Source organism: Plantactinospora alkalitolerans, assembly GCF_015690345.1.
GTDB lineage: Bacteria > Actinomycetota > Actinomycetes > Mycobacteriales > Micromonosporaceae > Plantactinospora > Plantactinospora alkalitolerans.
This window is the reverse complement of sequence record NZ_JADPUN010000019.1, coordinates 1-26116: the sequence shown is the minus strand read 5'-3', so window position 1 is coordinate 26116 and position 26116 is coordinate 1. Positions and strand designations below refer to the sequence as shown.

At 71.0% G+C, this 26116-nt stretch carries 27 protein-coding genes; 12 read left to right on the top strand and 15 right to left on the bottom strand.

Features of this window, described 5'->3' with window-relative positions; all coding sequences use genetic code 11:
* Positions 1-24: 24 nt before the first annotated feature.
* The 3 genes from I0C86_RS00245 (at position 25) to I0C86_RS00235 (ending at position 2187) form a co-directional block, all read left to right on the top strand.
* Positions 25-420: a MarR family transcriptional regulator gene (locus I0C86_RS00245; protein ID WP_323373386.1), complete on the top strand. Its 396-nt coding sequence runs from the start codon at positions 25-27 to the stop codon at positions 418-420.
* Between the two features lie 112 nt (positions 421-532).
* Positions 533-910 carry an iron-sulfur cluster insertion protein ErpA gene (gene erpA / locus I0C86_RS00240; RefSeq protein WP_196199095.1) on the top strand — a complete coding sequence of 126 codons (378 nt, stop codon included), beginning with the start codon at positions 533-535 and terminating at the stop codon, positions 908-910.
* 296 nt (positions 911-1206) lie between these two features.
* Positions 1207-2187 (top strand): carbohydrate kinase family protein, encoded by a 981-nt coding sequence (locus I0C86_RS00235; RefSeq protein WP_196199094.1) that lies wholly within the window; start codon positions 1207-1209, stop codon positions 2185-2187.
* A 69-nt stretch (positions 2188-2256) separates the two neighbouring features.
* Here I0C86_RS00235 and I0C86_RS00230 read toward each other — a convergent pair whose 3' ends face one another.
* The 4 genes from I0C86_RS00230 to I0C86_RS00215 all read right to left on the bottom strand — a co-directional run bounded on the left by I0C86_RS00230 (position 2257) and on the right by I0C86_RS00215 (position 5962).
* Positions 2257-2490, bottom strand: coding sequence for a sulfurtransferase TusA family protein (locus tag I0C86_RS00230; RefSeq protein ID WP_196199093.1), 234 nt, complete (start codon positions 2488-2490; stop codon positions 2257-2259).
* Between the two features lie 79 nt (positions 2491-2569).
* Positions 2570-3145 carry an acyl-CoA-like ligand-binding transcription factor gene (locus tag I0C86_RS00225; protein WP_323373385.1) on the bottom strand — a complete coding sequence of 192 codons (576 nt, stop codon included), beginning with the start codon at positions 3143-3145 and terminating at the stop codon, positions 2570-2572.
* Between the two features lie 15 nt (positions 3146-3160).
* Positions 3161-4723 (bottom strand): MFS transporter, encoded by a 1563-nt coding sequence (locus I0C86_RS00220; protein ID WP_196199092.1) that lies wholly within the window; start codon positions 4721-4723, stop codon positions 3161-3163.
* Positions 4724-4810: 87 nt separating this feature from the next.
* A complete protein-coding gene (locus tag I0C86_RS00215) occupies positions 4811-5962 on the bottom strand; it encodes a cysteine desulfurase family protein (protein ID WP_196199091.1) in 1152 nt (383 codons plus the stop codon).
* Between the two features lie 171 nt (positions 5963-6133).
* On the opposite strand from I0C86_RS00215, the gene ctaC reads away from it, so the two are divergent.
* Together ctaC and I0C86_RS00205 are read left to right on the top strand one after the other, a co-directional pair.
* Positions 6134-7102 carry an aa3-type cytochrome oxidase subunit II gene (ctaC, locus tag I0C86_RS00210; RefSeq protein WP_196199090.1) on the top strand — a complete coding sequence of 323 codons (969 nt, stop codon included), beginning with the start codon at positions 6134-6136 and terminating at the stop codon, positions 7100-7102.
* 10 nt (positions 7103-7112) lie between these two features.
* Positions 7113-7538 carry a cytochrome c oxidase subunit 4 gene (locus I0C86_RS00205; RefSeq protein WP_196199089.1) on the top strand — a complete coding sequence of 142 codons (426 nt, stop codon included), beginning with the start codon at positions 7113-7115 and terminating at the stop codon, positions 7536-7538.
* Between the two features lie 126 nt (positions 7539-7664).
* Here I0C86_RS00205 and pdxR read toward each other — a convergent pair whose 3' ends face one another.
* Complete coding sequence (pdxR, locus tag I0C86_RS00200; protein WP_196199088.1) at positions 7665-9188, bottom strand: MocR-like pyridoxine biosynthesis transcription factor PdxR; 1524 nt, start codon at positions 9186-9188, stop codon at positions 7665-7667.
* Positions 9189-9265: 77 nt separating this feature from the next.
* On the opposite strand from pdxR, the gene I0C86_RS00195 reads away from it, so the two are divergent.
* Positions 9266-9877, top strand: a complete 612-nt coding sequence (locus I0C86_RS00195; protein ID WP_196199087.1) for a LysE family translocator — start codon at positions 9266-9268, stop codon at positions 9875-9877.
* Positions 9878-9972: 95 nt separating this feature from the next.
* On the opposite strand, the gene qcrB is transcribed toward I0C86_RS00195, so the two are convergent.
* The 4 genes from qcrB to ctaE form a co-directional block, all read right to left on the bottom strand.
* A complete protein-coding gene (gene qcrB, locus I0C86_RS00190; RefSeq protein WP_196199086.1) occupies positions 9973-11595 on the bottom strand; it encodes a cytochrome bc1 complex cytochrome b subunit in 1623 nt (540 codons plus the stop codon).
* Positions 11592-12680, bottom strand: a complete 1089-nt coding sequence (qcrA, locus tag I0C86_RS00185) for a cytochrome bc1 complex Rieske iron-sulfur subunit (protein WP_196199085.1) — start codon at positions 12678-12680, stop codon at positions 11592-11594. Before qcrA ends, qcrB begins: the two co-directional genes overlap by 4 nt.
* Positions 12677-13525, bottom strand: coding sequence for a cytochrome bc1 complex diheme cytochrome c subunit (qcrC, locus tag I0C86_RS00180; protein WP_196199084.1), 849 nt, complete (start codon positions 13523-13525; stop codon positions 12677-12679). Before qcrC ends, qcrA begins: the two co-directional genes overlap by 4 nt.
* Before the next feature lie 75 nt (positions 13526-13600).
* Positions 13601-14200, bottom strand: a complete 600-nt coding sequence (gene ctaE, locus I0C86_RS00175; protein ID WP_196199083.1) for an aa3-type cytochrome oxidase subunit III — start codon at positions 14198-14200, stop codon at positions 13601-13603.
* 109 nt (positions 14201-14309) lie between these two features.
* Here ctaE and I0C86_RS00170 point away from each other — a divergent pair, with 109 nt between their 5' ends.
* The 4 genes from I0C86_RS00170 (at position 14310) to I0C86_RS00155 (ending at position 17804) form a co-directional block, all read left to right on the top strand.
* Positions 14310-15263 (top strand): cytochrome c oxidase assembly protein, encoded by a 954-nt coding sequence (locus tag I0C86_RS00170; RefSeq protein ID WP_407676243.1) that lies wholly within the window; start codon positions 14310-14312, stop codon positions 15261-15263.
* Between the two features lie 143 nt (positions 15264-15406).
* The gene (locus I0C86_RS00165; protein ID WP_196199082.1) at positions 15407-15817 is read left to right on the top strand and encodes a response regulator; all 411 of its coding nucleotides are present in this window, start codon (positions 15407-15409) and stop codon (positions 15815-15817) included.
* A gap of 53 nt (positions 15818-15870) precedes the next feature.
* Positions 15871-16929: an anthranilate phosphoribosyltransferase gene (trpD, locus tag I0C86_RS00160; RefSeq protein ID WP_196199081.1), complete on the top strand. Its 1059-nt coding sequence runs from the start codon at positions 15871-15873 to the stop codon at positions 16927-16929.
* 122 nt (positions 16930-17051) lie between these two features.
* The gene (locus I0C86_RS00155) at positions 17052-17804 is read left to right on the top strand and encodes a DUF4142 domain-containing protein (RefSeq protein WP_230393265.1); all 753 of its coding nucleotides are present in this window, start codon (positions 17052-17054) and stop codon (positions 17802-17804) included.
* Here I0C86_RS00155 and I0C86_RS45340 read toward each other — a convergent pair.
* From I0C86_RS45340 to I0C86_RS00125, 6 genes are all read right to left on the bottom strand, one after another.
* Complete coding sequence (locus I0C86_RS45340; protein ID WP_407676242.1) at positions 17797-18141, bottom strand: hypothetical protein; 345 nt, start codon at positions 18139-18141, stop codon at positions 17797-17799. The two genes, I0C86_RS00155 and I0C86_RS45340, sit on opposite strands and share 8 nt — an antisense overlap.
* A 17-nt stretch (positions 18142-18158) precedes the next feature.
* Positions 18159-18446, bottom strand: coding sequence for an Lrp/AsnC family transcriptional regulator (locus tag I0C86_RS00145; protein ID WP_196199080.1), 288 nt, complete (start codon positions 18444-18446; stop codon positions 18159-18161).
* A 164-nt stretch (positions 18447-18610) separates the two neighbouring features.
* The gene (locus tag I0C86_RS00140; protein WP_196199079.1) at positions 18611-19507 is read right to left on the bottom strand and encodes a nucleotidyltransferase family protein; all 897 of its coding nucleotides are present in this window, start codon (positions 19505-19507) and stop codon (positions 18611-18613) included.
* Positions 19504-20040: an NUDIX hydrolase gene (locus I0C86_RS00135; RefSeq protein WP_196199078.1), complete on the bottom strand. Its 537-nt coding sequence runs from the start codon at positions 20038-20040 to the stop codon at positions 19504-19506. The genes I0C86_RS00140 and I0C86_RS00135 overlap by 4 nt, the downstream gene beginning before the upstream one ends.
* A 54-nt stretch (positions 20041-20094) precedes the next feature.
* Positions 20095-21876 (bottom strand): RelA/SpoT family protein, encoded by a 1782-nt coding sequence (locus tag I0C86_RS00130; RefSeq protein ID WP_196199077.1) that lies wholly within the window; start codon positions 21874-21876, stop codon positions 20095-20097.
* Positions 21877-22029: 153 nt separating this feature from the next.
* Complete coding sequence (locus I0C86_RS00125) at positions 22030-23796, bottom strand: DEDD exonuclease domain-containing protein (protein WP_407676241.1); 1767 nt, start codon at positions 23794-23796, stop codon at positions 22030-22032.
* Between the two features lie 124 nt (positions 23797-23920).
* Here I0C86_RS00125 and I0C86_RS00120 point away from each other — a divergent pair, with 124 nt between their 5' ends.
* Positions 23921-25606 carry an NYN domain-containing protein gene (locus tag I0C86_RS00120; RefSeq protein WP_230393264.1) on the top strand — a complete coding sequence of 562 codons (1686 nt, stop codon included), beginning with the start codon at positions 23921-23923 and terminating at the stop codon, positions 25604-25606.
* Positions 25607-25759: 153 nt separating this feature from the next.
* Positions 25760-25993: a hypothetical protein gene (locus I0C86_RS00115; protein ID WP_196199075.1), complete on the top strand. Its 234-nt coding sequence runs from the start codon at positions 25760-25762 to the stop codon at positions 25991-25993.
* Positions 25994-26116 lie beyond the last annotated feature (123 nt).

The window sequence follows — 26116 nt, the reverse complement described above, 5'->3', positions numbered from 1 at the left end:
CGTGCATCTGGTAACATCTGCTTCGTGTCCGAGGACCAGGCCCTGGCCGCCGAGTGGCGTGAGCTGGCCAACCGTTACGCGGCGACGTCGTGTGCGCTCGAGCGTGAGCTGCACGACCGGCACGGGATCGGGATGAGCGAGTTCGAGGTGGTCGACCGGCTGGCCGGGGCGCGAGAGACCAAACTGCGCATGCAGGAGCTGGCCGAGGTGGTGCACCTCAGTCAGAGCGCGCTCAGCCGGGCGGTGGCCCGACTGGAGCGGCACGGGCTGGTCTGCCGGGCACTGTGTGAGCAGGACCGGCGGGGGGTCTTCGTCGCGCTCACCGACGCCGGCCGCCAGCGGCACGCGGAGGCTCGGCCGACCCAGCGATCGGTGCTGGCGGAGATTCTCCGTCCGGCTTCGTCCGCCGTCACCGGGTGACCTGCGCCGCACCGACCTACAATCAGATCGAACAGCATTGGGAATCTCTGGCCAGCCGGCTAGCGTTGGTCAGTACGGATAAACATCGCACCCGCGCAGGGGAGACTTTCACGTGACAACGCCAGCGCAGACCGAGCAGACCGAGTCGACCGCGGCAACCGCCCCGAGCACCATCTCGCTGACCGACGTCGCGGCGGAGAAGGTGAAGGCTCTGATCGAGCAGGAGGGCCGCGACGACCTCCGACTGCGGGTCGCGGTGCAGCCGGGTGGCTGCTCGGGCCTGCGTTACCAGCTGTTCTTCGACGAGCGCTCCCTCGACGGTGACGTCGTCACCGACTTCGGCGGGGTGGGTGTGGTCGTCGACCGGATGAGCGCCCCCTACCTGGCCGGCGCCACCATCGACTTCGCCGACCGGATCGACGCCCAGGGCTTCACCATCGACAACCCGAACGCGCAGAACTCGTGTGCGTGTGGCGACTCGTTCCACTGATCGGCGGGCTGTTCCACCGATCGGGTGTTTCGTCCGAATTCGGGCGAAAGGTCCCGATTGCCTTCTGCATACTGATTGCCTGAGCGGGTCGCCCCGCGTGGGCGCTGCGACGTCCGGAGAGTCCGTCGCAACGCCCCGCCGGGAGCGGCCCGTTCGGCGTACCGGTCCGGGGTTGCCGGGGTACGAGGTCGGGGTGACACTCAGGTGGCCGGTACCCGATCGATCGGGGGCGGGGTGGGGAGCGTACCGGTAGGCTGACCCGGCTGTAGTCCAATCTTCCGATCCCGAGGGCCGACATGAAGATCGCCGTTACCGGCTCGATCGCCACCGACCACCTGATGCACTTCCCGGGCCGGTTCGCCGATCAGTTCATCGCCGACCAGTTGCACAAGGTCTCGCTCTCCTTCCTCGTCGACGAGCTCGTGCTCCGGCGTGGCGGCGTGGCGGCCAACATCGCTTTCGGGATGGCCCAGCTCGGCCTGAGCCCGGTGCTGCTCGGCGCCGTCGGCCCCGACTTCGCCGACTACCGGTCCTGGTTGGAGCGGCACGGCGTCGACTGCGCCTCCCTGCACGTCAGCGAGGTGGCCCACACCGCGCGGTTCGTCTGCACCACCGACACCGAGATGTGCCAGATCGCCTCGTTCTACGCCGGTGCGATGAGCGAGGCCCGGAACATCGAACTCGCTCCGGTCGCCGAGCGGATCGGTGGCCTCGATCTCGTCCTGGTCAGCGCCAACGACCCGGCCGCGATGCAGCGGCACTCCGCCGAGTGCCGGCAGCGGGGGTACGCCTTCGCCGCCGACCCGTCACAGCAGCTCGCCCGGATGGAGGGCAGCGACGTGCTGGGGCTGATCGACGGCGCCGACTACCTGTTGACCAACGACTACGAGAAGTCGCTGTTGCAGAGCAAGGCCGGGCTGACCGACGCCCAACTGCTGGAGCGGGTCAAGATCCGGGTGACCACCCTGGGCAAGCACGGCGTGGAGATCGCCGGCCGGGACATCGAGACGTTCCAGGTGCCGATCGCCCGGGAGATGCAGGCAGCCGACCCGACCGGTGTCGGCGACGGGTTCCGGGCCGGCTTCTTCGCCGGACTCTCCTGGGGGCTCAGCCTGGAGCGGTCGGCCCAGGTCGGCTCGTTGCTCGCCACACTGGTGCTGGAGACCGTCGGCCCGCAGGAGTACGAGGTCCGGGGCGACCTCTTCGTCAAGCGCCTCGCCGAGTCGTACGGCGACCAGGCGGCCGAGGACGTCCGGCCGCACCTGCAGCAGGGATAGCGGCAGCTGGTTCAGCCCGGCCGGGTACGGGCGAACTCCCGACCCGGCCGAGCTGACGAGCCCGCCGGTTCAGTGGGCGCGGCGGATGTCGAACGCGGGGGAGCCGTCCACGGTCGAGGTCCCGACCAGTTCCTGCCCCCGCATCCGGCACCAGGCCGGGATGTCGATCGCCGCGGCCGGATCGTCGGCGAGCACCCGGAGCACCCCGCCGACCGGCAGTTCGACCAGTCGCCGGGCCGCCGCGATGACCGGCAACGGGCAGCGCTGGCCGAGGCAGTCGACGACGATCTCCGGAGGGTTCATCGGTGTGCCGCCGATCCGGTGGTGGTTCCGGCCGGGAAGTGCGCGGGGGCAGGCGTCGCGGACCCGCGGGTCGGTCGCCTCACAGCGGAAGGCCCGCCTCGAGCTGGGCGAGTCCCGCGTCGAACAGCTCGAGGTAGCCGGTGGGGCCCGGATCCTCGTCCAGCAGCACGGCGAGCCCGACTCCGACCAGCGCACCGACGAACGCCCGGACCGCGACGTCGTCCGGCCGGCGGCCCACCCGCTGCGCCACCGCCTGGGTGAACAGGCCCATGCCCTGGGTCAGCGCGTCCAGGTTGCGGGCCCGCAGCTCCGGCACGGACTGGGTGAGCCGATGCCGCTCCCACTCCTCGGCCTGCTGCTCCGCGGAGAGTCCCTGGACGACGGCGCGGACGGCCGCTCGGAACGCCTGGATCGGAGTCAGCTCGGGCGGTGCGGCGACGAAGGCGTCGAAGACCAGTGGGTCCAGCTCGTCCCGGAGCACCACGTCCTCCTTGCTGGGGAAGTAGCGGAAGAAGGTGCTCTGTGACACTTCGGCCGCCGCCGCGATCTGCTCCACGGTGGTCGACGCGTACCCCTGGTCCCGGAAGAGGCGCATGGCCTGACGCCGGATCTCCGCCCTCGTTCTGGCCTTGTTGCGTTCGCGTAGACCCGGCACCTCGCGTACTCCTGTTCAGCCGACGGTAACCTGCCCCGATTCTCCGGCTTTCGGCCCCGGGCGGCCAACCGGCGCGGCGGTGGCCGGCTCGGTTTGCCGGGGGAGGAAGGCAACGGCGAGTACGGCACCGAGTAGCGCGACCCCGCCGCACACCCACAGCATCGCGTCCATCGCGTCGACGAAGGCCCGCCGAACCATCTCCAGCAGCTCCGGCGCGTCCAGTTGGCGGGCGACCAGTACGCCGGCCGGGGCGCTGTCCCGGACCGCGTCCGCAGCCGGTGCGGGCAGCCCGGACAGGTCCAGGCGGTCGCGGTAGACGGAGTTGAGCACGCTGCCCAGAATCGCCACCCCGATCGTGCCGCCGACCTGGCGCAGCGCCTGGATGAGCGCGGAGCCGGCGCCGCTGCCCTCCGCGGAGAGGGTGCCGAGGGCGACGTCCGTGGCGATGGGCAGGACGAGCCCCATTCCCAGACCGACGGCGGTGAGCCAGCCGGCGACGAAGCCGTATCCCGTTCCGGCCCCGGTCGCGGTACCGGCGAACAGGCCGGCGGCCAGTACCAGGAACCCGGTGGCGACCGGCGCCTTGGCACCCAGCCGGGGTGCCAGCCGGGCGCCGAGCCGGGCGCCGAGCAGCACGCCGCCGATCAACGGAAGCAGCCGCAGGCCGGTGCCGAGCGCGTCGGCGTCGAGCACCGCCTGGAAGTACTGGGGGAGTGCGAACAGGGCACCCAGCAACGCGAAGGTCACCAGGGTGGCCAGCACGGTCGCCCAGGCGAAGCTGGCCGACCGGAACAGGCCGAGGTCGACCAGGGGACGGATGGCGGGGCGCCGGCCTACCTGGCGCTCCCAGGCCACGAAGAGGGCCAGCATGGCCAGCCCGACGCCGATGGCCGCCGCCGGGGTGCCGCCGATGCCCCGCTCGCCGAGTGCGATGGCGCCCCAGGTCAGGCTGGCCAGCGCCACCCCGGAGACGAGCATTCCGACCAGGTCGAGCCGTCGGCGCTGGCTGCTGCGGGACTGGGGCACCAGCAGCAGGACTGCCGCCAGGGCCACCGCGATGACCGGGATGTTGATCAGAAAGACCGATCCCCACCAGTAGTGGTCGAGCAACCAGCCGCCGATGATCGGGCCGAGCGGGAGGCCGACGGCGTTGGCGGTCACCCACAACCCGATCGCCCGTCCCCGCTCCTGCGGGGTGAACAGCACCGGCAGGACGGCCATGCAGAGCGGCACCACGAACGCGGCGCCCAGGCCGAGCAGCGCGCGGGCGCCGATCAGCCATTCGGCGGACGAGGCGTAGGCACAGGCCAGCGAGGCCGTTGCGAACAGGGCAAGGGCGGCGAGCAGCAGGCTCTTCCGTCCGAACCGGTCGCCGAGCAGGCCGGCGGGCAGCAGCATCGCGGCGAAGACCAGGTTGTACGAGTTCGCGATCCACTGCAGCTCGCTGGTCGTCGCCGGCAACTCGGTGGCGAGGCTGGGTAGCGCCACGTTGAGGACGGTGACGTCCAGGCCGATCACCAGTCCGCTGGCCGCGAGAGCGCCGAGCGCCCACCACTTCCGGGTTTCCGTCGTCTTCATGACAGCACCAATCTATTCGGCAGCAACTCTTAATCTGAGAGTAGCTGCCAAACGGAAGTAGCTGTCAATATTTTTTCCGGACGAGGCTCAGAGGCCGACCACCCCGGCCTCGGCCCGCAGGTCGGCGACGATCTCCGGCAGTTCGCCGAGGAAACGGTCCACCTCGGCCGCCGTGCTGCCCCGGTGCAGTGAGATGCGCACGTTGCCGTGCGACAGCACGCCCATCGCCTCCAGCACGTGTGACGGGCGCAGCGTGGAGGAGGTGCAGGACGAGCCGGAGGAGACGGCGAAACCGCGCCGGTCCAGCGCGTGCAGCAGCGCCTCGCCGTCGACGTACAGGCAGGAGAAGGTGACCAGGTGGGGGAGCCGGTCGACCGGGTCGCCGACCACCTCCACGTCGGGCACCGTCGCCGACACGGTGGCCCGGATCCGGTCGACGAGGGGACTCAGCCGCCCCGCCTCGGCGGTCGCCTCGGCATCGGCCATCCGCAGCGCGGCCGCCGCCGCCACGATCGCCGGCAGGTTCGGTACTCCCGGCGTACGGCCCGCCTCCCGCTCGTCCGCCGGATACGGCGACTCCCACCGGGTGCCCTTGCGCACCACCAGGAGTCCGACGCCGGGCGGCCCACCCCACTTGTGTGCGCTGGCGGACAGCACCGCCCAGCCGGCGGGCACCGGAATCCGACCCACCGACTGGGCGGCGTCGACGTAGAGCGGTACACCGGCCGTCGCGCACGCCTCGGCCGCCTCGGCCACCGGTTGGACGGTGCCAACCTCGTGACTGGCAGTGATCAGTGCCGCCAGTGCCACCCCGGGCGCGGCCACCGCGGTCGACCAGGCGTCGAGGTCGAGCCGCCCGGAACGGGCCACCGGGACGGACGTGGCGGAACCGCCGCCGGCCACGTGCCGTTCCGCCGCGTGCAGTACCGCGGAATGCTCGATCGCCGAGTGCACCAGGGTGCCGCCGACCCGACGCCGTCCGACCAGGCCACCCAGCACCGCGGCGTGCGCGGCGGCCGTACCGCCGGGGGTGAAGGAGAGCTCGTCGGGACGTACCCGGAGAACCTCGGCGGTGGCGGCCCGCGCCGCGTCGAGGAGTTGGTGGGCCCGACGGGCCTGCGTGTACAGCTTGCCTGGATCGGCCCAGCCGTCCTCCAGCGCCGCCAGCATCGCCTGTCGGGCCACCGGGTGCAATGGTGCGGCGGAGGCCGCGTCGAAGTACGCCGGAGGCTCGTTCACCAGCAAACCGTAGCGCGCAGCGGGATCGCACAAGATCCCCCGGGAGAGTGGGGACGCGGACCCCAAGGCCGTCCAGCCGACGCAGGTCGAGTAATCTGCGACCGTCGGTGACGCCTTTGCCGCCGGTGTCGACAAACCTGACACGGCGGCGCGCTAGGGAGGCAGGACCAGGTGGTCGCAAGGGGTTCGGAGGTACGGCCGTCGGTCGTACGGCAGGGCAGTCCCCGAGATGCCCGACGGCGCGGTGGTCGCCCGTCGGTGGGCCGGCTGGCCGGGCTCGGAGTCGGCGGCGCCGCGCTGCTCGCCCTGCTGAGCGGCTGCAACGTCGGCCAGACGTTCGACGGATTCGGCTGGCCGCAGGGCGGAATCAGCCCGGAGTCCCACCGCATGTACGACCTCTGGATCGCCTCGACCATCGCGGCCCTCGCGGTCGGCGTCTTCGTCTGGGGCCTGATCTTCTGGTGCGTGATCCGGTACCGCAAGCGGGGTGAGACGCTGCCGGTGCAGACCCGGTTCAACATCCCGATGGAGTTCCTCTACACCATCGCGCCGATCCTGGTCGTGGCCGTGCTGTTCTACTACACGGCGATCGTGCAGACCGGGGTGAACAAGGTCTCCGAGGACCCGGACGTGACGGTCGAGGTCGTCGCCTTCAAGTGGAACTGGCAGTTCAACTACCGCTCCGCTCCCAACGGCCAGCCGGGCGCCGAGACCGTCGCCTCCACGCTGGGCACCACCGAGGTGATCCCGATCCTGGTGCTGCCGACCGGGCGCAGCGTCCTCTTCGAGGAGACCAGCCGGGACGTCATCCACTCGTTCTGGGTACCGGAGCTGCTGTTCAAGCGGGACGTCTTCCCCGGCAACGTACGCAACGTCTTCCAGGTCAGCAGCCTGCACACCGAGGGGGCGTACGTCGGCCGCTGTGCCGAGCTGTGCGGCACGTACCACTCGATGATGAACTTCGAGCTGCGGGTGGTCTCGCCGGAGGAGTACGACCGGTTCATCGCCGCCAAGCAGGCGGGTCAGTCGACCCAGGACGCGCTGGTCTCGATCGGCGAGTCACCACTGGCACAGACGACCAAGCCGTTCGACACCCGGCGGGACGTCAACAACTTCGGTAACGCGAGCGCGGGAAGCTGAGGAGCCGAAGATGAAGTCTGAGTGGCGGCTGTTCGGCATCGTGTCCCTCTTCCTGGCCATCGCCGGGATCGTCTACGGGCTCTGGACGCACTTCGAAACCGGTCGGGTCGAGTGGATCGGCACCGTCGCGTTGGCGCTGTCCTTCCTGCTCACCTCGATGTGCGGCGGCTTCTTCTGGTTCGTCTCGCGGCGGATCGACCCGCGCCCGGAGGACCGGCCGGACGGCGAGATCGCCGACGGCGCGGGCGAGATCGGCTTCTTCAGCCCGGGTAGCTACTGGCCGTTCGGGCTGGCCCTGGCCGCCACGATCGCCGGCCTGGGCCTGGTGTTCTGGCAGTGGTGGCTGATCGCCACCGGCCTGATCGCGGTGCTCGGCGGCGCCTGTGGCCTGCTCTTCGAGTACTACAGCGGAACCCGGCGCACCGCCGAGCACTGAGTTCGCGGCACCGTCGTCCGCGGCACCGTCGTCCGCGGCACCGTCGTCCGCGGCACCGTCGTCCGCGGCATAGTCGTCCGCGCCGCACCGTCGTCCGCGCAGCACCGTCGGAACGACCCGTCGCCCCTACCCGGGCCGGCGGGTCGTTCTCGTTCCCGCCGTGTGGCGTAGCGCCCGGCCCAGCGCCGCGACGCCGTCCTCGATCTCGTTGGACGGGTTGGCGGCATAGCCCAGGACGAGCCCCGGCCGGTACGGGCGCTGACAGTGCCAGGACAGCGGCTGCACCTTCACCCCTTCGGCGAGGCAGGCCGCCGCGAGGTCGACGTCGACGACGTCCCCGCCGAAGGTGACCATGAGGTGCAGGCCCGCGGCCGCGCCGTGGACCGCCGCACCGGGAAGATGGGTCCGGACGGCCCTGATCATGGTGTCGCGGCGGCGCACGTGGCGTCGCCGCAGCAGCCGCAGGTGGCGCTCCAGCGCGCCCGAGGTCATCAACTCGGCCAGCACAAGCTGGGGCAGCGCGGCGTTGCCGAGATCGGCGTTCCGTTTCGCGGCCACCAGGGCGTCCCGGTATCCCGCCGGTGCGAGCAGCCAACCGACCCGCAGCGCCGGAGCGAGCAGTTTCGAGACGCTTCCGGTGTAGCAGACCCGTTCGGCCAGTACGGCGCGCAGAGCGGGCACGGGGGAGCGGTCGTACCGGTGTTCGGCGTCGTAGTCGTCCTCGACGATCAGCCCACCCGCCTCGGCCCATCGCATCAGCCGGCGTCGGGGCTCGCCGCCGAGCACCACGCCGGTCGGGAACTGGTGTGCCGGGGTGAGCATGACCGCGGGGAGACCGCTGGTGGCCAGCGCGTCGATCCGGAGTCCCGTCGGACCAACCGGGATCGGCGGGGTGTCGAGTCCCCAGTTCCGCAGGTGTTGCCGGGTACCGAGTGATCCCGGGTCCTCCACCGCCATCGCGGTGATCCCCTCGTTGCGAAGTACCTGGGCGAGCAGTCCGATTCCCTGCGCGACCCCGGCGACGATGATGACCTCCGCCGGGTCCACCCTGATGCCCCGGTACCGGGCCAGCCAGGCGGCGGCGGCGAGGCGGAGGGCCGGTGTGCCGCGCGGGTCGCCGTACCCGAGGTCGGCGGGGGCGAGGTTGTCGAGCACGGTCCGTTCGGCGCGCAGCCACGCGGCTCGGGGGAACGCGGCGAGGTCCGGCACCCCGGGAGACAGGTCGATCCGGGCCGGCGTCGCGCGGAGCGCGTCGAAGACGTCGTTGCCGGGTGGGGCACCGAACAACGCCGTCGGGTCGGCGGAGGCGGTGTCCGGTGGAGGCGGAACCCCGGGTCCGGCCGGTGCCGGGGCAGGGGCGGCGACCACGACCGTACCGGCCCGACCGCGTCCGACGACGTGGCCGTCCTCGACCAGGCGCTGATAGGCCTCGGTGACCAGACCCCGGGACACGCCCAGCTCGTCGGCGAAGACCCGGGTGGCCGGCAGTCTGCCACCCAGCGGCAGACGACCGTCCGCTATCGCCCGCCGGAGCTGGTCGGCGAGCCACTCGGCGCGGCGTCCGGCCGGCGCGGCGCCGATGTCCAGTTGCAGAAAGTCGGACCCGGAGGTTATGGACCGGTCATCCGAGTCAGGTATGGCCCTACTCATCGGACCATTGTGTCGGCAGAGTGAGGTCCGACCGAGGGGAAGCCTCGGGACGAACCGATCCGTACCGGAGGAGGACTGTGAGCATCGCGTTCCTGGTGACCACGCTCGTCGTGGTGGCCACGCCGGGCACCGGCGTCATCTACACCCTGTCGGCCGCCCTCACCCGGGGGACCAGAGCGAGCCTGGTCGCCGCCCTCGGCTGCACCCTGGGCATCGTTCCGCACATGGCGGCGACGATCACCGGGCTCGCGACCCTGCTGCACACGAGCGCGGTGGCGTTCCAGGCCCTGAAGTACCTCGGCGTGGCGTACCTGCTCTACCTGGCGTGGGCCACCCTGCGGGACCGGGGCGACGTCGCCGTGGCAGCGGAGCGGGCACCGCGCTCGGCAATCAGGGTCGTCGGCTCCGGGATCCTGGTCAACCTGCTCAACCCCAAGTTGACCATCTTCTTCCTCGCCTTCCTGCCGCAGTTCGTCGACGCCGGCCAGCCGGGTTCGGTGCTGCGGATGCTCGGGTTGAGCGGCGTCTTCATGCTGGTCACCTTCGTCGTCTTCGCCGGGTACGGCATCTTCGCCGCCGCCGTACGCGACCACGTGATCGGCCGGCCCCGGGTGATGAACTGGCTCCGTCGGATCTTCGCCGGCTCGTTCGCGGGACTCGGCGCCACGCTCGCCTTCGCGCAGCGCTGAATGCCGCCGACCGGGGCCCGGTGACCCGGCCGGAAACGACCGTGGCGCCCACCGGAGAGTTCCGGTGGGCGCCACGGTCGTGGTTGTTCTGCGGGCTACCGGCTTCCGCCGCTGCCGATCTCCTCGCGCTCGGCGCGCGGCTCGACCGGCGGATGACCGGGCGAGACCGGCGCCTCGACCGGCTTCTCGATCGGGTAGAAGAAGCCCTTGATGGCCGGACCCAGCGCACCGAGCCGGTTCATCTTCTTGGGTACCACCCAGCCGACGTACTCCAGTTCGCCGTGACCGTGCTCGTCGGTCTGGCCGAGCGGCTGGTGCACCTCGACGAACCGGCCGTCCGGCAGCCGCCGGATGATGCCGGTCTCGACGCCGTGTGCCAGCACCTCCCGGTCGTGCTGCTGGAGCCCCAGGCAGATCCGGTAGGTGAAGTAGTACGCCAGCGGCGGTACGACGATCAGTCCGATCCGGCCCGCCCAGGTCATCGCGTTCAAGCTGATGAAGAACTTGTCCGCGATCACGTCGTTGGCGCCGGAGAGCGTCAGTACCAGCCAGAACGACACCGCCATCGCGCCCAGGGCCGTACGGCCGGGGACGTCCCGCGGGCGCTGGAGCAGGTTGTGCAGCTCCCGGTCCCGGTTCAGGCGGGCCTCGATGAACGGATAGAACAGCGGCACCATGGTCAGGATGCCGGGCAGCACCACCGTGGGCCAGAACAGCGGCGGGATGACGTAGCCGCTGCCGATCGGGATGTTGATTTCCCAGGGCGGCATCAGCCGGGTCGAGCCGTCGAGGAACATGACGTACCAGTCGGGCTGGCTGGCCGCCGAGACCACGCCAGCCTCGTACGGCCCGAACAACCAGATCGGGTTGATCTGGACGAGCCCGCCGAGCAGCGCGATCACCCCGAAGACGATCATGAAGAAGCCGCCCTGCTTGAGCGCGTAGCGAGGGAACATCCGCTCGCCGACCACGTTCGAGTTGGTCCGGCCGGGGCCGGGCCACTGGGTGTGCTTCTGCTTGAAGACCAGACCGAGGTGCACGGTGATCAGGGCGACGAGCAGGCCCGGGATCAGCAGCACGTGCGCGATGAAGAACCGGCTGATGATGATGTGACCCGGGAACTCGCCGGCGAAGATGGCCGTGGTGACCCAGGTGCCGACCACCGGGATGGAGAGCATGATCGCGGAGGCGATCCGCAGGCCGGTGCCGGACAGCCCGTCGTCCGGGAGCGAGTACCCGGTGAAGCCGGCCAGGAAGCCCACCCAGAACAGCAGGTAGCCGATCATCCAGTTCAGCTCGCGCGGCTTGCGGAACGCTCCGGTGAAGAAGATCCGCATCATGTGCACGATGATCGACGCCATGAACAGCAGCGCCGCCCAGTGGTGCATCTGCCGCATCACCAGGCCACCGCGGATATCGAACGAGATGTTCAGCGAGGACTCGTACGCAGCCGACATGTGCGTGTTGCGCAGCGGGGCGAAGCTGCCGTCGTAGGTGACCTCGCGGAGCGACGGCTCGAAGAAGAGCGTCAGGTACACGCCGGTCAGCAGGAGCACGATGAACGAGAAGAGTGCGATCTCGCCCAGCAGGAACGACCAGTGGTCCGGGAAGACCTTGTTGAGCAGGGACCGCAGCGGGGTGTTCACCTGCAGCCGGTCGTCGACCTCCCGGGCCGCCTTGCCTGGCACCGCCGCCAGGTCGAACCTTCGACGCTTCATGGCCGCTCCCAGAAGTCGGGCCCGACGGTCTCGGTGAAGTCGGACTTTGCCACGAAGAAGCCCTCTTCGATGTCCAGCGGCAGCTGGGGAAGCCGGCGACTCGCGGGTCCGAAGATCGGGCGGGCGTTGTCGGTGATCAGGAACTGGGACTGGTGGCAGGGGCAGAGCAGCCGGTTCGTCTGCTGCTCGTAGAGGCTGGCGGGGCAGCCGGCGTGCGTGCAGATCTTCGAGAACGCGATGTAGTTGTTCCACATCGACTCGGGCTTGCCTTCTCGCTGGTTCGCCGCCCGAGCCTCGCTCGCGTCACCCTCCCGCAGGTGGATCAGCAGAACGGGGGAGTCCGCGTGCTCGTTGGTGGCACCGCCCTCGATACCGGGGAAGACGGTGATCTGACCACCGGGGCTGACGTCCTCCGGGCGTACCGGGGTGCCGTCGTGGTGGGTCAGGTGGATCAGCTTGCCGTCCTTCGGGTGCCAGCCGGTGGTGAAGTACTGGTTGTTCTTGTGCGGCTGCTCGATCAGGCCACCGATCAGTGGGGCGGCGGCGACCGCGCCCACCGGGGCCAGCCCGGCCAGCAGTGAGATGCCGAGCAGCGGGCGACGCCGTACTCCCAGCTCGTCGGCCATGTAGAGCAGCGTGTTACCAGTGATCTTGCGCTCTTCGTCGCTGGCGGGCTCGATGTGCCGGTCCTGGATCGACACCTCCTTCGGCAGCAGCTTCTTGCCCCAGGCGAGGATGCCGAAGCCGATGCCGAGCAGCGCCAGGCCGAGGGTCAGGCCGAGCACCGGGGTGTAGAGCTTGCCGGCGCCGCTGCCGGGCTTGTACTCCCACGGCCACCAGATGTACGCGACCACGAACGCTGTCGCGAAGAGGCCGACGAGAAGGAAGATGCCGGTGAGGGTCCGGGTCAGCCGACGCTCGGCCTTGGTACCCGGCACCGGGAACTGCGCCTCGTAGTGGACGATCTCGATGTCGTCGCGCCGGGCGCCCTCGCGGACGATGTCGAAGCGGGACACCTGCGGGTCGTTGACGTCGATCGCGTCGCCCGTCGCGCCGTGCGCGTGTCCGTCCGTCCGGGTGCTCATGACTTCCCCGCAATCCACAGCGCGGCGAAGATCAGCGCGACCATGCCGACCAGGAAGATGGCGATACCCTCGGTGGCCGGACCGAGTCGGCCCAGGTTCAGTCCGCCCGGGTCGCGGTCCTCGGCCAACGTCTGCTGGACGTACGCGATGATGTCGGCCTTCTGCTCGGGCCGTAGCTGGTTGTCGCCGAACACCGGCATGTTCTGCGGGCCGGTGAGCATCGCGGCGTAGATCTGCCGGTCGCTCGCCGACTTGATGTCCGGGGCGTACTTGCCGGACGAGAGCGCGCCGCCGCCGCCGCCGAAGGAGTGGCAGGAGGAGCAGTTGATCCGGAACAGCCGGCCGCCCTCGTCGATGCTCCCGCCGGAGTGCAGGTTCTCGCCCGGCGGAACCTGCGGGCCGCCGCCCAGTTCCTGCACGTACTGGGAGAGTTGGGTGGTCTGGTCGTCACTGAAGACCGGGGGCTTCGCCTCGGCCTGGGCCTCCTGCCGGGCCAGCGGCATCCGGCCGGTGCCCACCTGGAACTCCACCGAGGCGGCGCCGACGCCGATCAGGCTCGGGCCACGCCCCTCGACGCCCTGTGCGTTCCGGCCGTGGCAGGACACACAACTCGTGTCGAAGAGGGACTTGCCCTCCTGCGCGGCCGTGGTGAGCTTCGGGGTGTCCTGCGCCTGCAGACCAGGCGCGAAAACGGTGTAGGCGCCACCGGCCAGGATCAGTGCGGCCAGCAGCCGGACCGCGGCGCCCAGTCGCCGGCGGGTCTTGCCGCGCGGCGTCGACCGCGCGCGGCGCAGCCGCGAGAGCAGGCCGCCAGAGCGGTCGCCGCCGGGGGTGTCAGAAGTCATGGCCTGTGTCCTTAACGGTTTTCTCGACCTTGTCTCAGGGACGGGGCATCGGGGCGAAACGTGACAGCACCAAGATCACTGAAGCCAGTAGATCATGCCGTACAGGGCGATCCAGACCACATCGACGAAGTGCCAGTAGTACGAGACGACGATCGCCGAGGTGGCCTGCGCCGGGGTGAACCGGCCCATGGTGGTGCGGATCATGAAGATGATGAAGGCGATGAGGCCGCCGGTCACGTGCAGCGCGTGGAAACCGGTGGTCAGGTAGAACACCGAGCCGTAGCCGTCACCGTTGATCTTCACGCCCTCGTGCACCAGATTCCGGTACTCGTTGACCTGGCCCAGCACGAAGATCAGGCCCATCACGAACGTGATGGTGAACCAGCGCCGCAGCGCGTGCACGTCCCCCCGCTCGGCGGCGAACACACCGACCTGACAGGTGATCGAGGACAGCACCAGGATCACCGTGAACGTCGTCGCGTACGGGATCTGGAGCACCTCGGTGTGCTTCTCCCACTGCTCGGGCGCTGCCGCCCGGATGGAGAAGTACATCGCGAACAACGCCGCGAAGAACATGAGTTCGCTCGAGAGCCACACGATCGTCCCGACGCTGACCATGTTCGGTCGGGTCAGCGAGTGGATCCGGCTCTTGTCAATGGCTGAGGCCGCAGTCACGCGGTCATTATTGCCCCTGATCGGCATCGGCGATCGTCGGGGTGGCCTAATCACCTTGTCGGACGGGGTGACGTGCCCCGCCCGGTTCGTCTGGCCTAGCCTGAAAAGCGTGCTGCACGTCGATCCCGGTCCCGCGTCCGCCGTGCCCCCGGCCCCGGACGTACTCGCCGGTGGGGGCGCCGAGACGACGCCGTTCACCATCTCCACGATCTTCACCCACGCCACGCTGAACAGCTGGCTCGCCGTCGGGCTGGTGCTCGCCGCCGGCTGCTACCTCTACGGGGTGCACCGGCTCCGGCTCCGGGGCCACCGCTGGCCGCCGCTGCGTACCGTGCTGTTCCTCGGCCCCGGGCTCGGTGGGATCGCGGCCGTGACCCTGACCGGGCTCGGCGCGTACGACACCACGCTGCTCTCGGTGCACATGGTGCAGCACATGGTGCTGTCCATGGTCGCGCCGATCTTCCTGGCCCTGGGCGCCCCGGTCACGCTGGCGCTCCGGACCCTCGGCAAGGCGCCCCGGCGACGGGTGCTCGCCGTACTGCACAGCCGGGTGGCGAAGGTGGTCACGTTCCCGCTCTTCGCGTACGCGCTGTTCGTGGTCAACCCGTTCGTGTTGTATTTCTCCGGGATCTACCGGTGGACCCTGGAGAACCCGCTCGGCCACGAACTGGTGCACGCGCACTTCATCCTCACCGGCTGCCTGTTCTTCTGGCCGCTGGTCGGGCTCGACCCGCTGCCGGGACGCTGGCCGTACCCCGCCCGGGCCCTGCTGATGGTGCTCTCCGTGCCGTTCCACACCGTGCTCGGACTCACCGTGATGCAGAGCACCACGCTGTTCGGCGGGGACTGGTACCCGTCCCTGGCACTGGGCTGGGCCGATCCGTGGAGCGACCAGAAGGCCGCCGGCGGCATCCTGTGGGCCGGCGGGGAGTTCGTCAGCGTCACCATGCTGGGCGTACTGGTGATGCAGTGGGTGCGCCAGTCCGAGCGGGAGGCCCGCCGGGTGGACCGCGAACTGGACCGCCAGGAGGCCAGGGAACGCGCCGCCGGCACCTCGGTGTAACGCCGGGCTCCCGCCGGACGCCGAGGCGGACCCGACGTCCCGGGATCTGGGCGGCCCCGGCCCCCGGGCCGGGCGGGCCGGTCGGCTTCCGGACCGGACCGGTACGATCAGCGGGCAGCTACGAGGTGGGAGCCCAGCGACCGATGAGCGATCGTCAATACACCGTCCTGCTCTACAGCGACGACCCGGAGGTCCGGGACCGGATGCGGCTCGCGGTCGGCACCCGGCCCGCGACCGACCTTCGCGTCGAGTTCGTCGACGCGGCCAGCTACGAGGAGTGCATCCGGCTGGTCGACGACTACGAGATCGACCTGGTGCTGCTCGACGGCGAGGCGACCCCGACCGGTGGCCTCGGCATCGCCCGACAGATCAAGGACGATCGCGACGATGCCCCGCCGACCTGCCTGGTGATCGCCCGCGCCGCGGATCGCTGGCTCGCGGCCTACGCACAGGTCGACGCCACCCTCGTGCACCCGCTCGACCCGGTGACCACCGGCCAGACCGTGGCCGGCCTGCTGCGCGCCCGCGCCAGCGGGGCCAGCGCGCTCTCCTAGGGCGTACCGGGAACACACACCGCCAACCACCCCGCCCCGCTCGGGAGGCCCGCATGGGGGAACGGACCTGGCCCAACCTGCTCGCCGCGCTGCTGCGCGCCGAGGACCTCTCCACGGCGGACACCGCGTGGGCGATGGGCGAGATCATGTCGGGGTCGGCGACCTCGGTCCAGATCGCCGGCTTCGCCATGGCCCTGCGGGCCAAGGGGGAGACGGCGTCGGAGTTGGCCGGCCTGGTCGAGACGATGCTCGCCAACGCCGTCCTGGTGGACCTGCCGCAAGAACTGCGGGCCGGGGCGATCGACGTGGTCGGCACCGGTGGCGACCGCGCGCACACCGTCAACATCTCCACCATGACCGCGATGGTGGTGGCCGGCGCCGGGGTACGGGTGGTCAAGCACGGCAACCGGGCGGCCTCCTCCTCGTGCGGCGCCGCCGACCTGCTCGAGTTCCTCGGGATCCCGCTCGACCTCGGTCCGGCCGGGGTGGCCCGGTGCGTGACCGAGGCGGGCATCGGCTTCTGCTTTGCCGCCCGGTTCCACCCGAGCTTCCGGCACGCCGGTACGGCCCGGCGGGAACTCGGCGTCCCGACCGCGTTCAACTTCCTCGGCCCGCTGACCAACCCGGCCCGGCCCGGGAAGGGCGCGGTCGGCTGCTTCGACACCCGGATGGCGGCGGTGGTCGCCGAGGTGTTCGCGAGGCGGGGCGACTCGGTGCTGGTGATGCGGGGCGAGGACGGGCTCGACGAGTTCAGCACCGCCGCGCCGACCCGGCTGTGGATCGCCCACCAGGGCAAGGTCACCGAGACCGTGGCCGACGCCGTCGACCTGGGGGTGGCCCGGTCGGCACCCGGCGATCTGCGGGGTGGCGACGCCAGCTTCAACGCCGACGTGACCCGCCGGCTGCTGGCCGGAGAGCCCGGTCCGGTCCGGGACGCGGTGCTCGTCAACACGGCGGCGGCGCTGGCGGCCCAGGCGGGATTCGAGGGCGGCCTGCTGCCGGCGATGCGGACCGGGCTGCGGCGCGCGGCGGAGTCGATCGACTCGGGTTCGGCCGCCGACACCCTGGAGCGCTGGATCACGGTGGCCAAGGCCGCGAAGGCCGACGAGTAGGTCCTCGGCCCGGTCGACCAGCTCCTCGATCCCGGTCGACCGGACCCGCCGACTGGGCCTACCCGCCGGGTCGAGCGGCAAACCGGGCGTTCGGCGTCGCCCGAACCCGTGCTTGCGGGATCATGCCGAACGCGGCGGATGTCGGCGCGATCGATCCGCGTGTCCGCCGGTCAACCGGGTACCCCCGAAGTTCAGCGACGGAGGGGGGAACCAACATGTTGGTCGTCAAACGTTTGGGTGTGCTCGTCTCGATGGTGGTAATCGGCCTCGCGCCGGCCGGGGCCGCGTACAGCGCCGCCGCGCCGTCGGCGACGCCGTCCGCGACGCCGTCCAGCGCGCTGTCGGCGCAGGACAGGCAGTTCCTGCAGTCGATCCACCAGGTCAACCTCGCGGAGATCGCGACCGGTAACCTGGCGAAGCAGAAGGGGACGAGCCAGGAGGTCAAGGACCTCGGCGGGCGGTTCGTGACGGATCACACCCAACTGGATCAGAAGGTGCAGAGCGTCGCTTCGTCGGGAGCGTTGACCCTGCCGAACAAGGTGACCAGTGAGCAGCAGGCGGTGATGAATCAGTTGCAGAACGTCAGCGGCGCTGACTTCGACACGCAGTGGATCACCAGCCAGTTGACCGCCCACACCCAGGCCATGCAGCTGGTGCAGGCCGAACTGACCCAGGGCTCCGACCCGTCGGCCAAGCAGGTGGCGCAGCAGGCGGCCCCGGTGCTCCAGGCGCACCACAACGCGCTGGTGGCGGCGGCCCAGAGCCTGGGCGTGCCGATCCCGGGCGGCACCACCGTGGCGCCCAACCCGGGCGTCAGCTCCGGAAGCCCGGCGCGCAGCGGTACGCCGGTGACGCCCGGCCCGACAATCAGCTAGCCCACAGCCGTACGACGGCAACGGAACGGGTCCTCCGGCTGTGCCGGGGGACCCGTCGTCGTACCGCCCCGGATGCTCCTCCGGGTGGCTCCTTCGGGTGCCATCGGGCGGGGAGTTTGGCGGCGAACGCCGCGACCCGGGCGGCGACCGGCGCGGACGAGCGCACCTGCTCCCCGCCGTCCAGCGCGACGTACAGCAGCGCGGCCTGTCCACCGAGCGAGTGTCCGACGAGCAGACGGGTCCGGCCGTCGATCCGGGACTTCAGGCGATCGAGTACGGCTCCGACGAACGGCGGGTAGTAGCTGGCGCGTACCCCCATCGCGGGCCAGAGCAGCACGACCCGACCGGAAGCGCTCAGTCCGACCCGGGAAGGCCGATCGCGAACGCCTCTTCCAGGTCGTGCTGTGAGTACGCGCGGAAGGCGATGTGCGACTCGGTGCCGAGTACGCCGGGCACCTTCGAGATGCGTCCGGCGATCACCTGGGCGATCTGCTCGAACTCGCGTACCCGCACCACCGCGATGAGGTCGACGTGGCCGGCGACGGAGTAGACCTCGCTGACCCCGGGGACGGCGGCCAGGGTCTCGGCCACCTCGGGGATCGAGTCGGTGGCGCAGTCGATCAGTACGATCGCGGTGATCACCGGGACACTCCTCTCGTCGACGTACTCGCTGGCGCATCCCGTCCCCGGCGGTGGCCGGGAGCCGTGGATCGGTGCCGGATGCTGGCTGCCCGCCCATGCTAGATGCTGTCCGGGCGGGGCACCTGCGCACGGGGCAGGTCGTCCGCCCTGGCCGGGCCGGAGGGCTACCGGCCCGGTGCGGCGGCGGCCAGCGCCGGGACGGTCAGGTCGTCGCCGACACGTACCGCGTCGGTGAGCCGCTCGTCGCGGTGTACGACCGCACCGGGCCAGACCACACAGCGTTCGACCGTGCCCCGCACGACGGCGCCCGCGCCGATCACCGTGTTCCGGTAGTCGCCGCTCACCTCGGCGGTCGGGTCGACCAGGCTGCCGCCGGCCGCCGCGTGCAGGTTCGCCGCCAGGTAGTCGGCGGGGGTGCCGGTGTCGAGGTACGTGCCCGAGAAGCCGACCACCTCCAGCGCGCCGGCAGCCTCGGCCGGTCGCCAGACGGCGCGAACCAGTTCCGCCGGCTCGGCCGGCAGGTCCCGGATCCAGGCCCACGGCAACAGCGAGAACCCGGCGAACCGGTGCCCGCCGAAGTCGCCGGGCCGAGCCGGACCGGTGACCGGCTGACCCAGCAGCCGTACCGTCCGACCGTCCCAGCCGGCGAGCAGGGCGGCGATGTCCGGACCCGGCGGCGCGGCGGGATCCGCCAGGTAGGCGTCCGCGTTGCCGACCAGTACGCCCCGACCGTCGATCCAGTCGCGCAGGTTCGCCAGCCCGCCGGCCGTGCCGAGCGGGTCGCCGGGTTCCACCGAGAGCCACGCCCGGTCACCCACCTGCCGGACCACCTGCTCACCCAGGTAGCAGGCGTTCACCGCGACCGTGCCCGGACCGGCGAAGCCGAGCGCCGCCACCCGGCCCAGCGCCCGGTCCAGCAGCGGCACGTTCCCGACCGGACAGAGTGCCTTCGGCAGGTGTTCGGTGAGCGGGCGCAGCCGGCGGCCCTCCCCGGCGGCCAGTACGACGGCGCAGACACCATCCGCCGTCCGGGCGGGCCCGGGGGTGGCGGCCGGACTCACGCCGGTGGTGGGGTGTCGGTCGGGCCGGGCTCGGCGAGCGGACCCATTCCGTAGTGGGCGAGCAGCCGGGCCGTCGCGGTGCTCAGCCGGGGCAACTCGTCCAGCCGGTGCCAGGCGGCCTCGTACACCTCGGCGCCGTCGACCACCAGTTCCGTGGTCGAGGCCGGAACCCGGGCCTCGAAGACCATGTCGACCCAGCCCTTGAGATGCACGACGGCGTTCGGCACCGCCGGCCGGAGTTCCTCCAACGGCAGTTGGATGCCGGTCTCCTCGTGCAGTTCCCGGGCGGCGCCGACCAGCGGTGTCTCGCGGCGTTGCAGTAGACCGGCCGGAAGTGTCCAACCCGTTCCCGACGGTTGGCGCAGCAGCAGCAGCCGTCCGGGCTCGGCCGCCTCGGTGTCACGGACCAGGGTGACCGCGCCGACGATGTACTTCGGCACGGCCAGCCGGACCAACTGGCGGCGCACTCCGAGGGGTAGGCGGTAGAAGATCTTGTAGCCGATGGCACGCGTCGGCGAGCGGCGGGCGGTCACGCGACCAGGCTAGAGGTCGTACCGGTGCGCCTGGTGACCCGGGGCACGCCCGACTCATTCCTGGTGGTCGACCATGGCGATGAGCTGCTCGACCACCGCGTCCGGCTCGATCGTACGGTCCACGACGGCGACCAGCAGGGTTTCCAGATCGGGATAGCCCTGCTCCTCGGCAAGCCGGCGCAGCGGCAGATCGCTGGCCAACCCACGGTTGTGCTTGCGCAGCGTCAGCCCGATCGTTGCCCGACCCAGCCGGACCTTGTCGGTTATCGAGATCGCCGGCTCCTGGTGTTCGGCGAAGAACCGGCTGATCTGCATCTGCGCCTGCGGCGACTTGACGAAGCCGAGCCACTCCCTGCGGGGCCCCGGCGGGGCGACCGTCAGGTCGAATTCGGTGTGTGCGTCGGTCTCGCTGAAGATCTCGACCACGTCGCCCTCGTCCAGTTGGGACGAGAGCGGGGCCAGCCTGCCGTTGATCTTCGCGGCGAGGCAGTGGTCGCCCCGGCGCGGTCCCAGCTCGTACGCCAGGTCGACCGGTGTGGACCCGGCCGGGAGCACGACCTGCCGGCCCTCGGCGAAGACCTGGATCTGGGTCTCGGCGAGGTCGCAGCGCAGCGACTGGAGGAACTGCGCCGGATCGGTGGTGGTCCGTTCCCAGTTGAGCACCCGTTGCAGCCAGTCGAGCTGGTCGGCGCTGTTGGCCGAGTCGTTGGCCGCCTTCGGGTAGCGGAAGTCGGTGGCGACGCCGTACTCGGCGGTCCGGTCCATCGTCTTGGTCCGGATCAGCACCTCGACGGTGCGCTCACCCGGACCGATGACCGTGGTGTGCAGCGACCGGTAGAGGTTGTTCTTCGGCGCGGCGATGTAGTCCTTGAAGCGTCCGGCGACCGGCCGCCAGAGACCGTGGATCGTGCCGAGCGCGGCGTAGCAGTCGGTGTCCGGCCCGTCCACCACGATGACGATCCGGGGCAGGTCGAACGGGATGTCCTGCTCGCGGGCGACGGTGTCCTTCCAGATCGAGTAGTAGTGCCGGGGTCGGGGCTTGACCGCTGCCACGATCTTGTCCCGCCGGAGCACCACCCGGGCCTGGCCCACCACGTCGTCGAGATAGCCGGCCCAGCCCGGCCGGCTGTTGACGTGTTCCTCGATCCGGGCGTACGCCTCGGGTTCGAGGTGGCGCAGGACCACGTCGTCCAGGTCGCGCTTGAGGGCCTGGATGCCCAGCCGGTCGCAGAGCGGGACCAGTACCTCCTGGGTGGCCCCGGCGATCCGGGCCCGGGAGGCCATCGAGCGGGCGTCCAGTGTGCGCATGTTGTGCAGCCGGTCCGCGAGCTTGATGATCAGCACTCGGACGTCCTTGCCGGCGGCGATGATCATCTTGCGGATCGTCTCGGCCTCGGCGGCCTTGCCGTAGAACGCCTTGTCGAACTTGGTCACCCCGTCGACCAGGTGTGCGACCTCGGCTCCGAAGTCGCCGGTCAGCGCCTGGAGGGTGTAGCGGGTGTCCTCCACCGTGTCGTGCAGCAGCGCGGCCACCAGGGTGACCGTGTCCATGCCCAGCTCGGCGCAGATCTGCGCCACCGCGAGCGGGTGGGTGATGTACGGCTCGCCGCTCTTGCGGAACTGCCCCCGGTGCATGCTCTCCGCGATGGCGTAGCTACGGCGCAGAACGCTGACGTCAGCGCTCGGATGGACGGCACGGTGGGCCCGGACCAGATAGGTGACCGGATCGTCCTCAGCGGACGGCCAGGAGAGCAGCGAGCGTAGCCGCTTGCTCAGCGTGATCTCGGACGGTCGGGCGCTCCCCAGGGCGGCGCCGTGGCCGGCGTCGAGGTCCACGCGGAGACACCTCCTCACTCACCGCCCGCCTTCCGGTGCCTGCCGCTCGCCACCGCCGTCGTACCCGGCAGACGAACGCAAACCCCGAAATCGGGCAGGACTGCACTTCTCTAACAGCCTAAAGGAGTGAACGTCATCCGATCGGTCACTTGCTTATGTGCGTTCGGTCGGGAGTTGTCCCCGCGCCGCCGCCTCGGCCCGCTCCAGCAGGTCACGGAACCGGGCCGCGCCTCTGGCGGGGGAGGCCCAACCGGTGGAAGTCTCGACCAGCCGCGTGTCGGGTCGTTCCAACCAGGACAGGATGCGCTCGGACTCCTCGGCCGAGGCGCTGGGGACCGGGCCGTGGCCGGGCAGCACCGTCTCGGCGGTGGCCCGTACCAGGTCAAGGACCGGCCGAGGCGGTACGCCGGGCGGGGCGGTGCCGGCTCCGGCGAGCCTCCCATGCCGGATCACCGCGATCTCCCACCCTCCGTCGGCGGCCCGTCGGGCGGCGGCCAACTCCTCGATCCGGGTCAGCCCCACCAGCCGCTGCATCCGCACCGTGGCCCGGAGCACCGCGACCAGGCGGCCCCGGACCACCCCCGCCTCCTCGTAACGCTCCGCGCCGGCCAGCGCCTCGATCCGGGCGAGCAACGCATCGACCAGGATCTGCGGATCGTCCACCATGGCGGTGCGGACCGGGGCGGCCGCCTGGCGTTCGTACTCCGGGACCGAGATCCGGTGCTCGCAGGGTGCCGGGCAGCGGCCCAGCTCGGCCAGCGCGCAGGCCGGGCTGGTGGTCCGGACCGAGAGCCGGGGGGTGCACTGCCGCAACGGCACCGCGTCGTGCATCCCGGCCGCGGCGAGTTCGGCCGACCGCCGGGAGCTGAACGGGCCCAGATAGGCATCGTCGCCCGGCCCCAGCGACCGGACCACCGACAACCGTGGATACGGCTCCGAGGTCAGCTTCAGCCAGACCACCCGTTCCGGAAACTTGGACCGCCGGTTGTACGGCGGGGCGTGCGCCCCGATCAGCCGGAGCTCGCGGACCTCGGCCTCCAGGGTGTGCGCGCACTCGACGGCCTCCACCCGCTCGGCGGCGGCCAGCATCTCGGAGATCCGGGCCCGCTTCTCGGAGGCGGTGAAATAGCTGCGTACCCGGGTCGCGATGTCCCCGGAGGTGCCGACGTAGAGCGGCCGGTCGTCGGCGGCCCGGAAGATGTAGACCCCGGGCACCCGGGGCAGCCCGTCGGCCAGGTGCCGCTTGCGGCGCTGGGTCGGGGTGACCGCCCGGGCGAACTCGATCGCGTCGCCCAGCGTCTCCACCCGGTGCCCGCCCAGCCGGGCGATCAGCCCGTGCAGGACGTCGACGGTCGCCTTGGCGTCGTCGAGCGCCCGGTGGCTCGGCTGGTGCGGGGTACGGAAGAAGGCCGCCAGGGTGCCGAGCTTGCGATTCGGCACCTCGTCGCGGGTGAGCACCCGGCGGGCCAGCGCGGCGGTGTCCAGCACCCGCGGGTTCGGCCAGGTGTAACCGTGCCGGGCGCAGGCAGCCTTGAGGAAACCGACGTCGTACGGGGCGTTGTGCGCGACCAGTACGGCGCCGTGGAGGAACTCCAGGACGCTCGGCAGGACCTGCTCGATCGGTGGGGCCGGAAGCAGCATCGCCTGGGTGATCCCGGTCAGCACCGTGATGAACGGCGGGATCGGCTCGCCGGGGTTGACCAGGGTGGCCAGCACGCCCAGTTCCTCGCCGCCGCGTACCTTGACCGCTCCGATCTCGGTGATCCCGCCGCCGTCCGGAGCGCCTCCGGTGGTCTCCAGGTCGAGCACCACGAAGGTGGTCTGACTCAGCGCCAACGCGTCGGTCGGCCAGCCGTCCGGCAGGGACTCGCCGGCCGGAAGGCCGTCCAGCGTGCCCTGGACATATTTTGGTTGGACCACGGCGGGCAGGTTAAGTGCCCCGTACGACACTTCCGTCTCGTCCGTCCCGGTTAGCAGGGACCGACGAGGCGAGATCATCTGAGGTGTTCGGCAATCCATAGGGTGTCGGTGGGAGACTGGCGACATGCCGCGCGCCGAACCGTCCGACCACCGCCTCACCGAGGGGGCGGCGGAGACCACGCGCGCCGGAAGCGGCGGCAGCACAGTGAGGGACGCGGCTCCCGACACACCCCAATCCGGGCCTCCGGTCGAGGGCGAACCGGACGGAGCACCGTCCTTCGGCGGTGGCCCGGACCTGCCGACGCCCGCCGACGACCAGGACATCCTCGCCGCCGACGACCAGGGTGACCTGCCCCCACCCGCCGACCTCGAATCCGTCGGCCTCGAATCCGTCGACCCCGGACCCGCCGAGGTCCGGGCCGACGAGCCCGAGACCGCCGAGGTCCGGGCCGACGAGCCCGAGCCCGGGTCCGGATCTGACGAACTTTCGTCCGACGAGCCCGTCGACCGCGAGCCCGAGCCGACGCTGCCGGAACCGGTCCGGCAGCGGATCGTCAGCCTGGCCGCCGCCGCGTTGCCGACCCTGCCCGGCGACGAACTGCCGGCACCGCTGCGCCGGGTCGCCAAGTTCGCGCCCAACCGACGAGCCCGACTCGGTGGAGCGCCGATTGCGACCCAGCTCGCGGCCGACCCGCTGTTCCGACAGCGGGTGGCCAGCCGGGTGCTGGCCGAGGCTGGTGAACTCGGCTCGGCGGTCGTCTCGGGCGGCAGCCCCGCCGCCGCCGACCCGGTGGAGGTCGCGGCCCTCGCCTACCTCAGCCGGCCGGCGGGCTGGCGCGCGCTGGTCGAGGACGCCGGAGCGGCGGTCCGGGCCGAGGTCGACAGCGCGGTCGTCGCCGAACTGGTCCGCGAGGCGGAGCAGCGTGCCACCCGGTCGGAACACGACCGCGCGGTGGCCAAGGTGGAGGCCGACAAGCTGCGGGACGAGGTGGCCCGGCTCCGGGAGGAACTCGGCCAGTTGCGCGAGGAGACCCGGGTGCTGGGCCGGTCGCTGCGGGAGACCCAGGCCCGGGAGCGCCGGGCGGCCGAGCTGCTGGCGACCGAGAAGGGCCGGGCCAGCCGGGCGGCGGCCGACCACGAGGCCGAACTCCGTCGGGTACGGGCCCGGCTGGCCGAGGCCGAGGCGACCGCCGGTGCTGTCCGACAGACCGCCAAGGAAGCGCGCTCGGTCGACGACGCCCGGCTGTGGCTGCTCCTGGAGACGATCGGTCGGGCGGCCGTGGGGCTGCGTCGGGAGCTGGCCCTGGACCCCGCCGACCGACTGCCGGCCGACTACGTCGCCGACGCCTTCGCCGAGCGTCCGGCCACCGCCAACTCGGCCCGGGCCCTGGACGCCGACGACCCGGTCCGGCTCGACGAACTGCTGGCGTTGCCCCGGGCGCACCTGGTGGTGGACGGCTACAACGTCACCAAGCGTGGCTTCGGCGACATGTCCCTGGAGCAGCAGCGAAAGCGCCTGATCACCGGGCTGGGCGGCATCGCGGCGCAGACCGGTGCCGAGGTGACCGTCGTCTTCGACGGTGCCGAGCGGATGCACGGCCTGCCACCGGCCCCGCGCGGCGTACGGGTGCTCTTCTCCCGCAAGGGCGAGACCGCCGACGACCTGATCCGCCGGCTCGTCCGGGCCGAGCCGCCCGGGCGCCCGATCGTCGTCGTCTCCTCCGACCGCGAGGTCGCCGACGGGGTACGCCGACACGGCGCCTACCCGCTCGGCGCCGACTCCCTGCTCCGCCGCCTCGCCCGCTCCTGAGATGTAAGGAAGGGCCCCTTCTTATCGCTTTCTGTAGAAGAAGGGCCCCCTCCTAACAGGTTTCCGGTTTTGTCGTACCCGTGACTTAGCGTCGATGTCACCGATGGTGTCCGGATCACGACAACCCCGGCACCACCTTCGAAAGGAGGGCTGATGCTCATCGACTGCGACAGTTGCACCGTTCGGGGGGCGGCCTGTTCCGGGTGCGTGGTGAGCGCCCTGCTGGACCGTCCGCCCGGGCAGCCCCTGCTCACCGCCGAGGAGCAGCACGCGATCGAGGTGTTCACCAGGGCCGGCTTCGACGTCGAGGTGCTGGCCAGACCCGAACCGACCGCGACGCCGGTACGGCTGACCTCCCGGACCCGACGTCGACGGCACGTCGCCTAGACGAGTAGTTCCGAAGTCTGGGGTCGATGTCCGGGCATGAGGAGAGGGCATCCAAGATCATGTTGTGACGCAAGACCTGGACACCCTCTTGACCGCACTGTACGTGAAGATCGACGACATGAT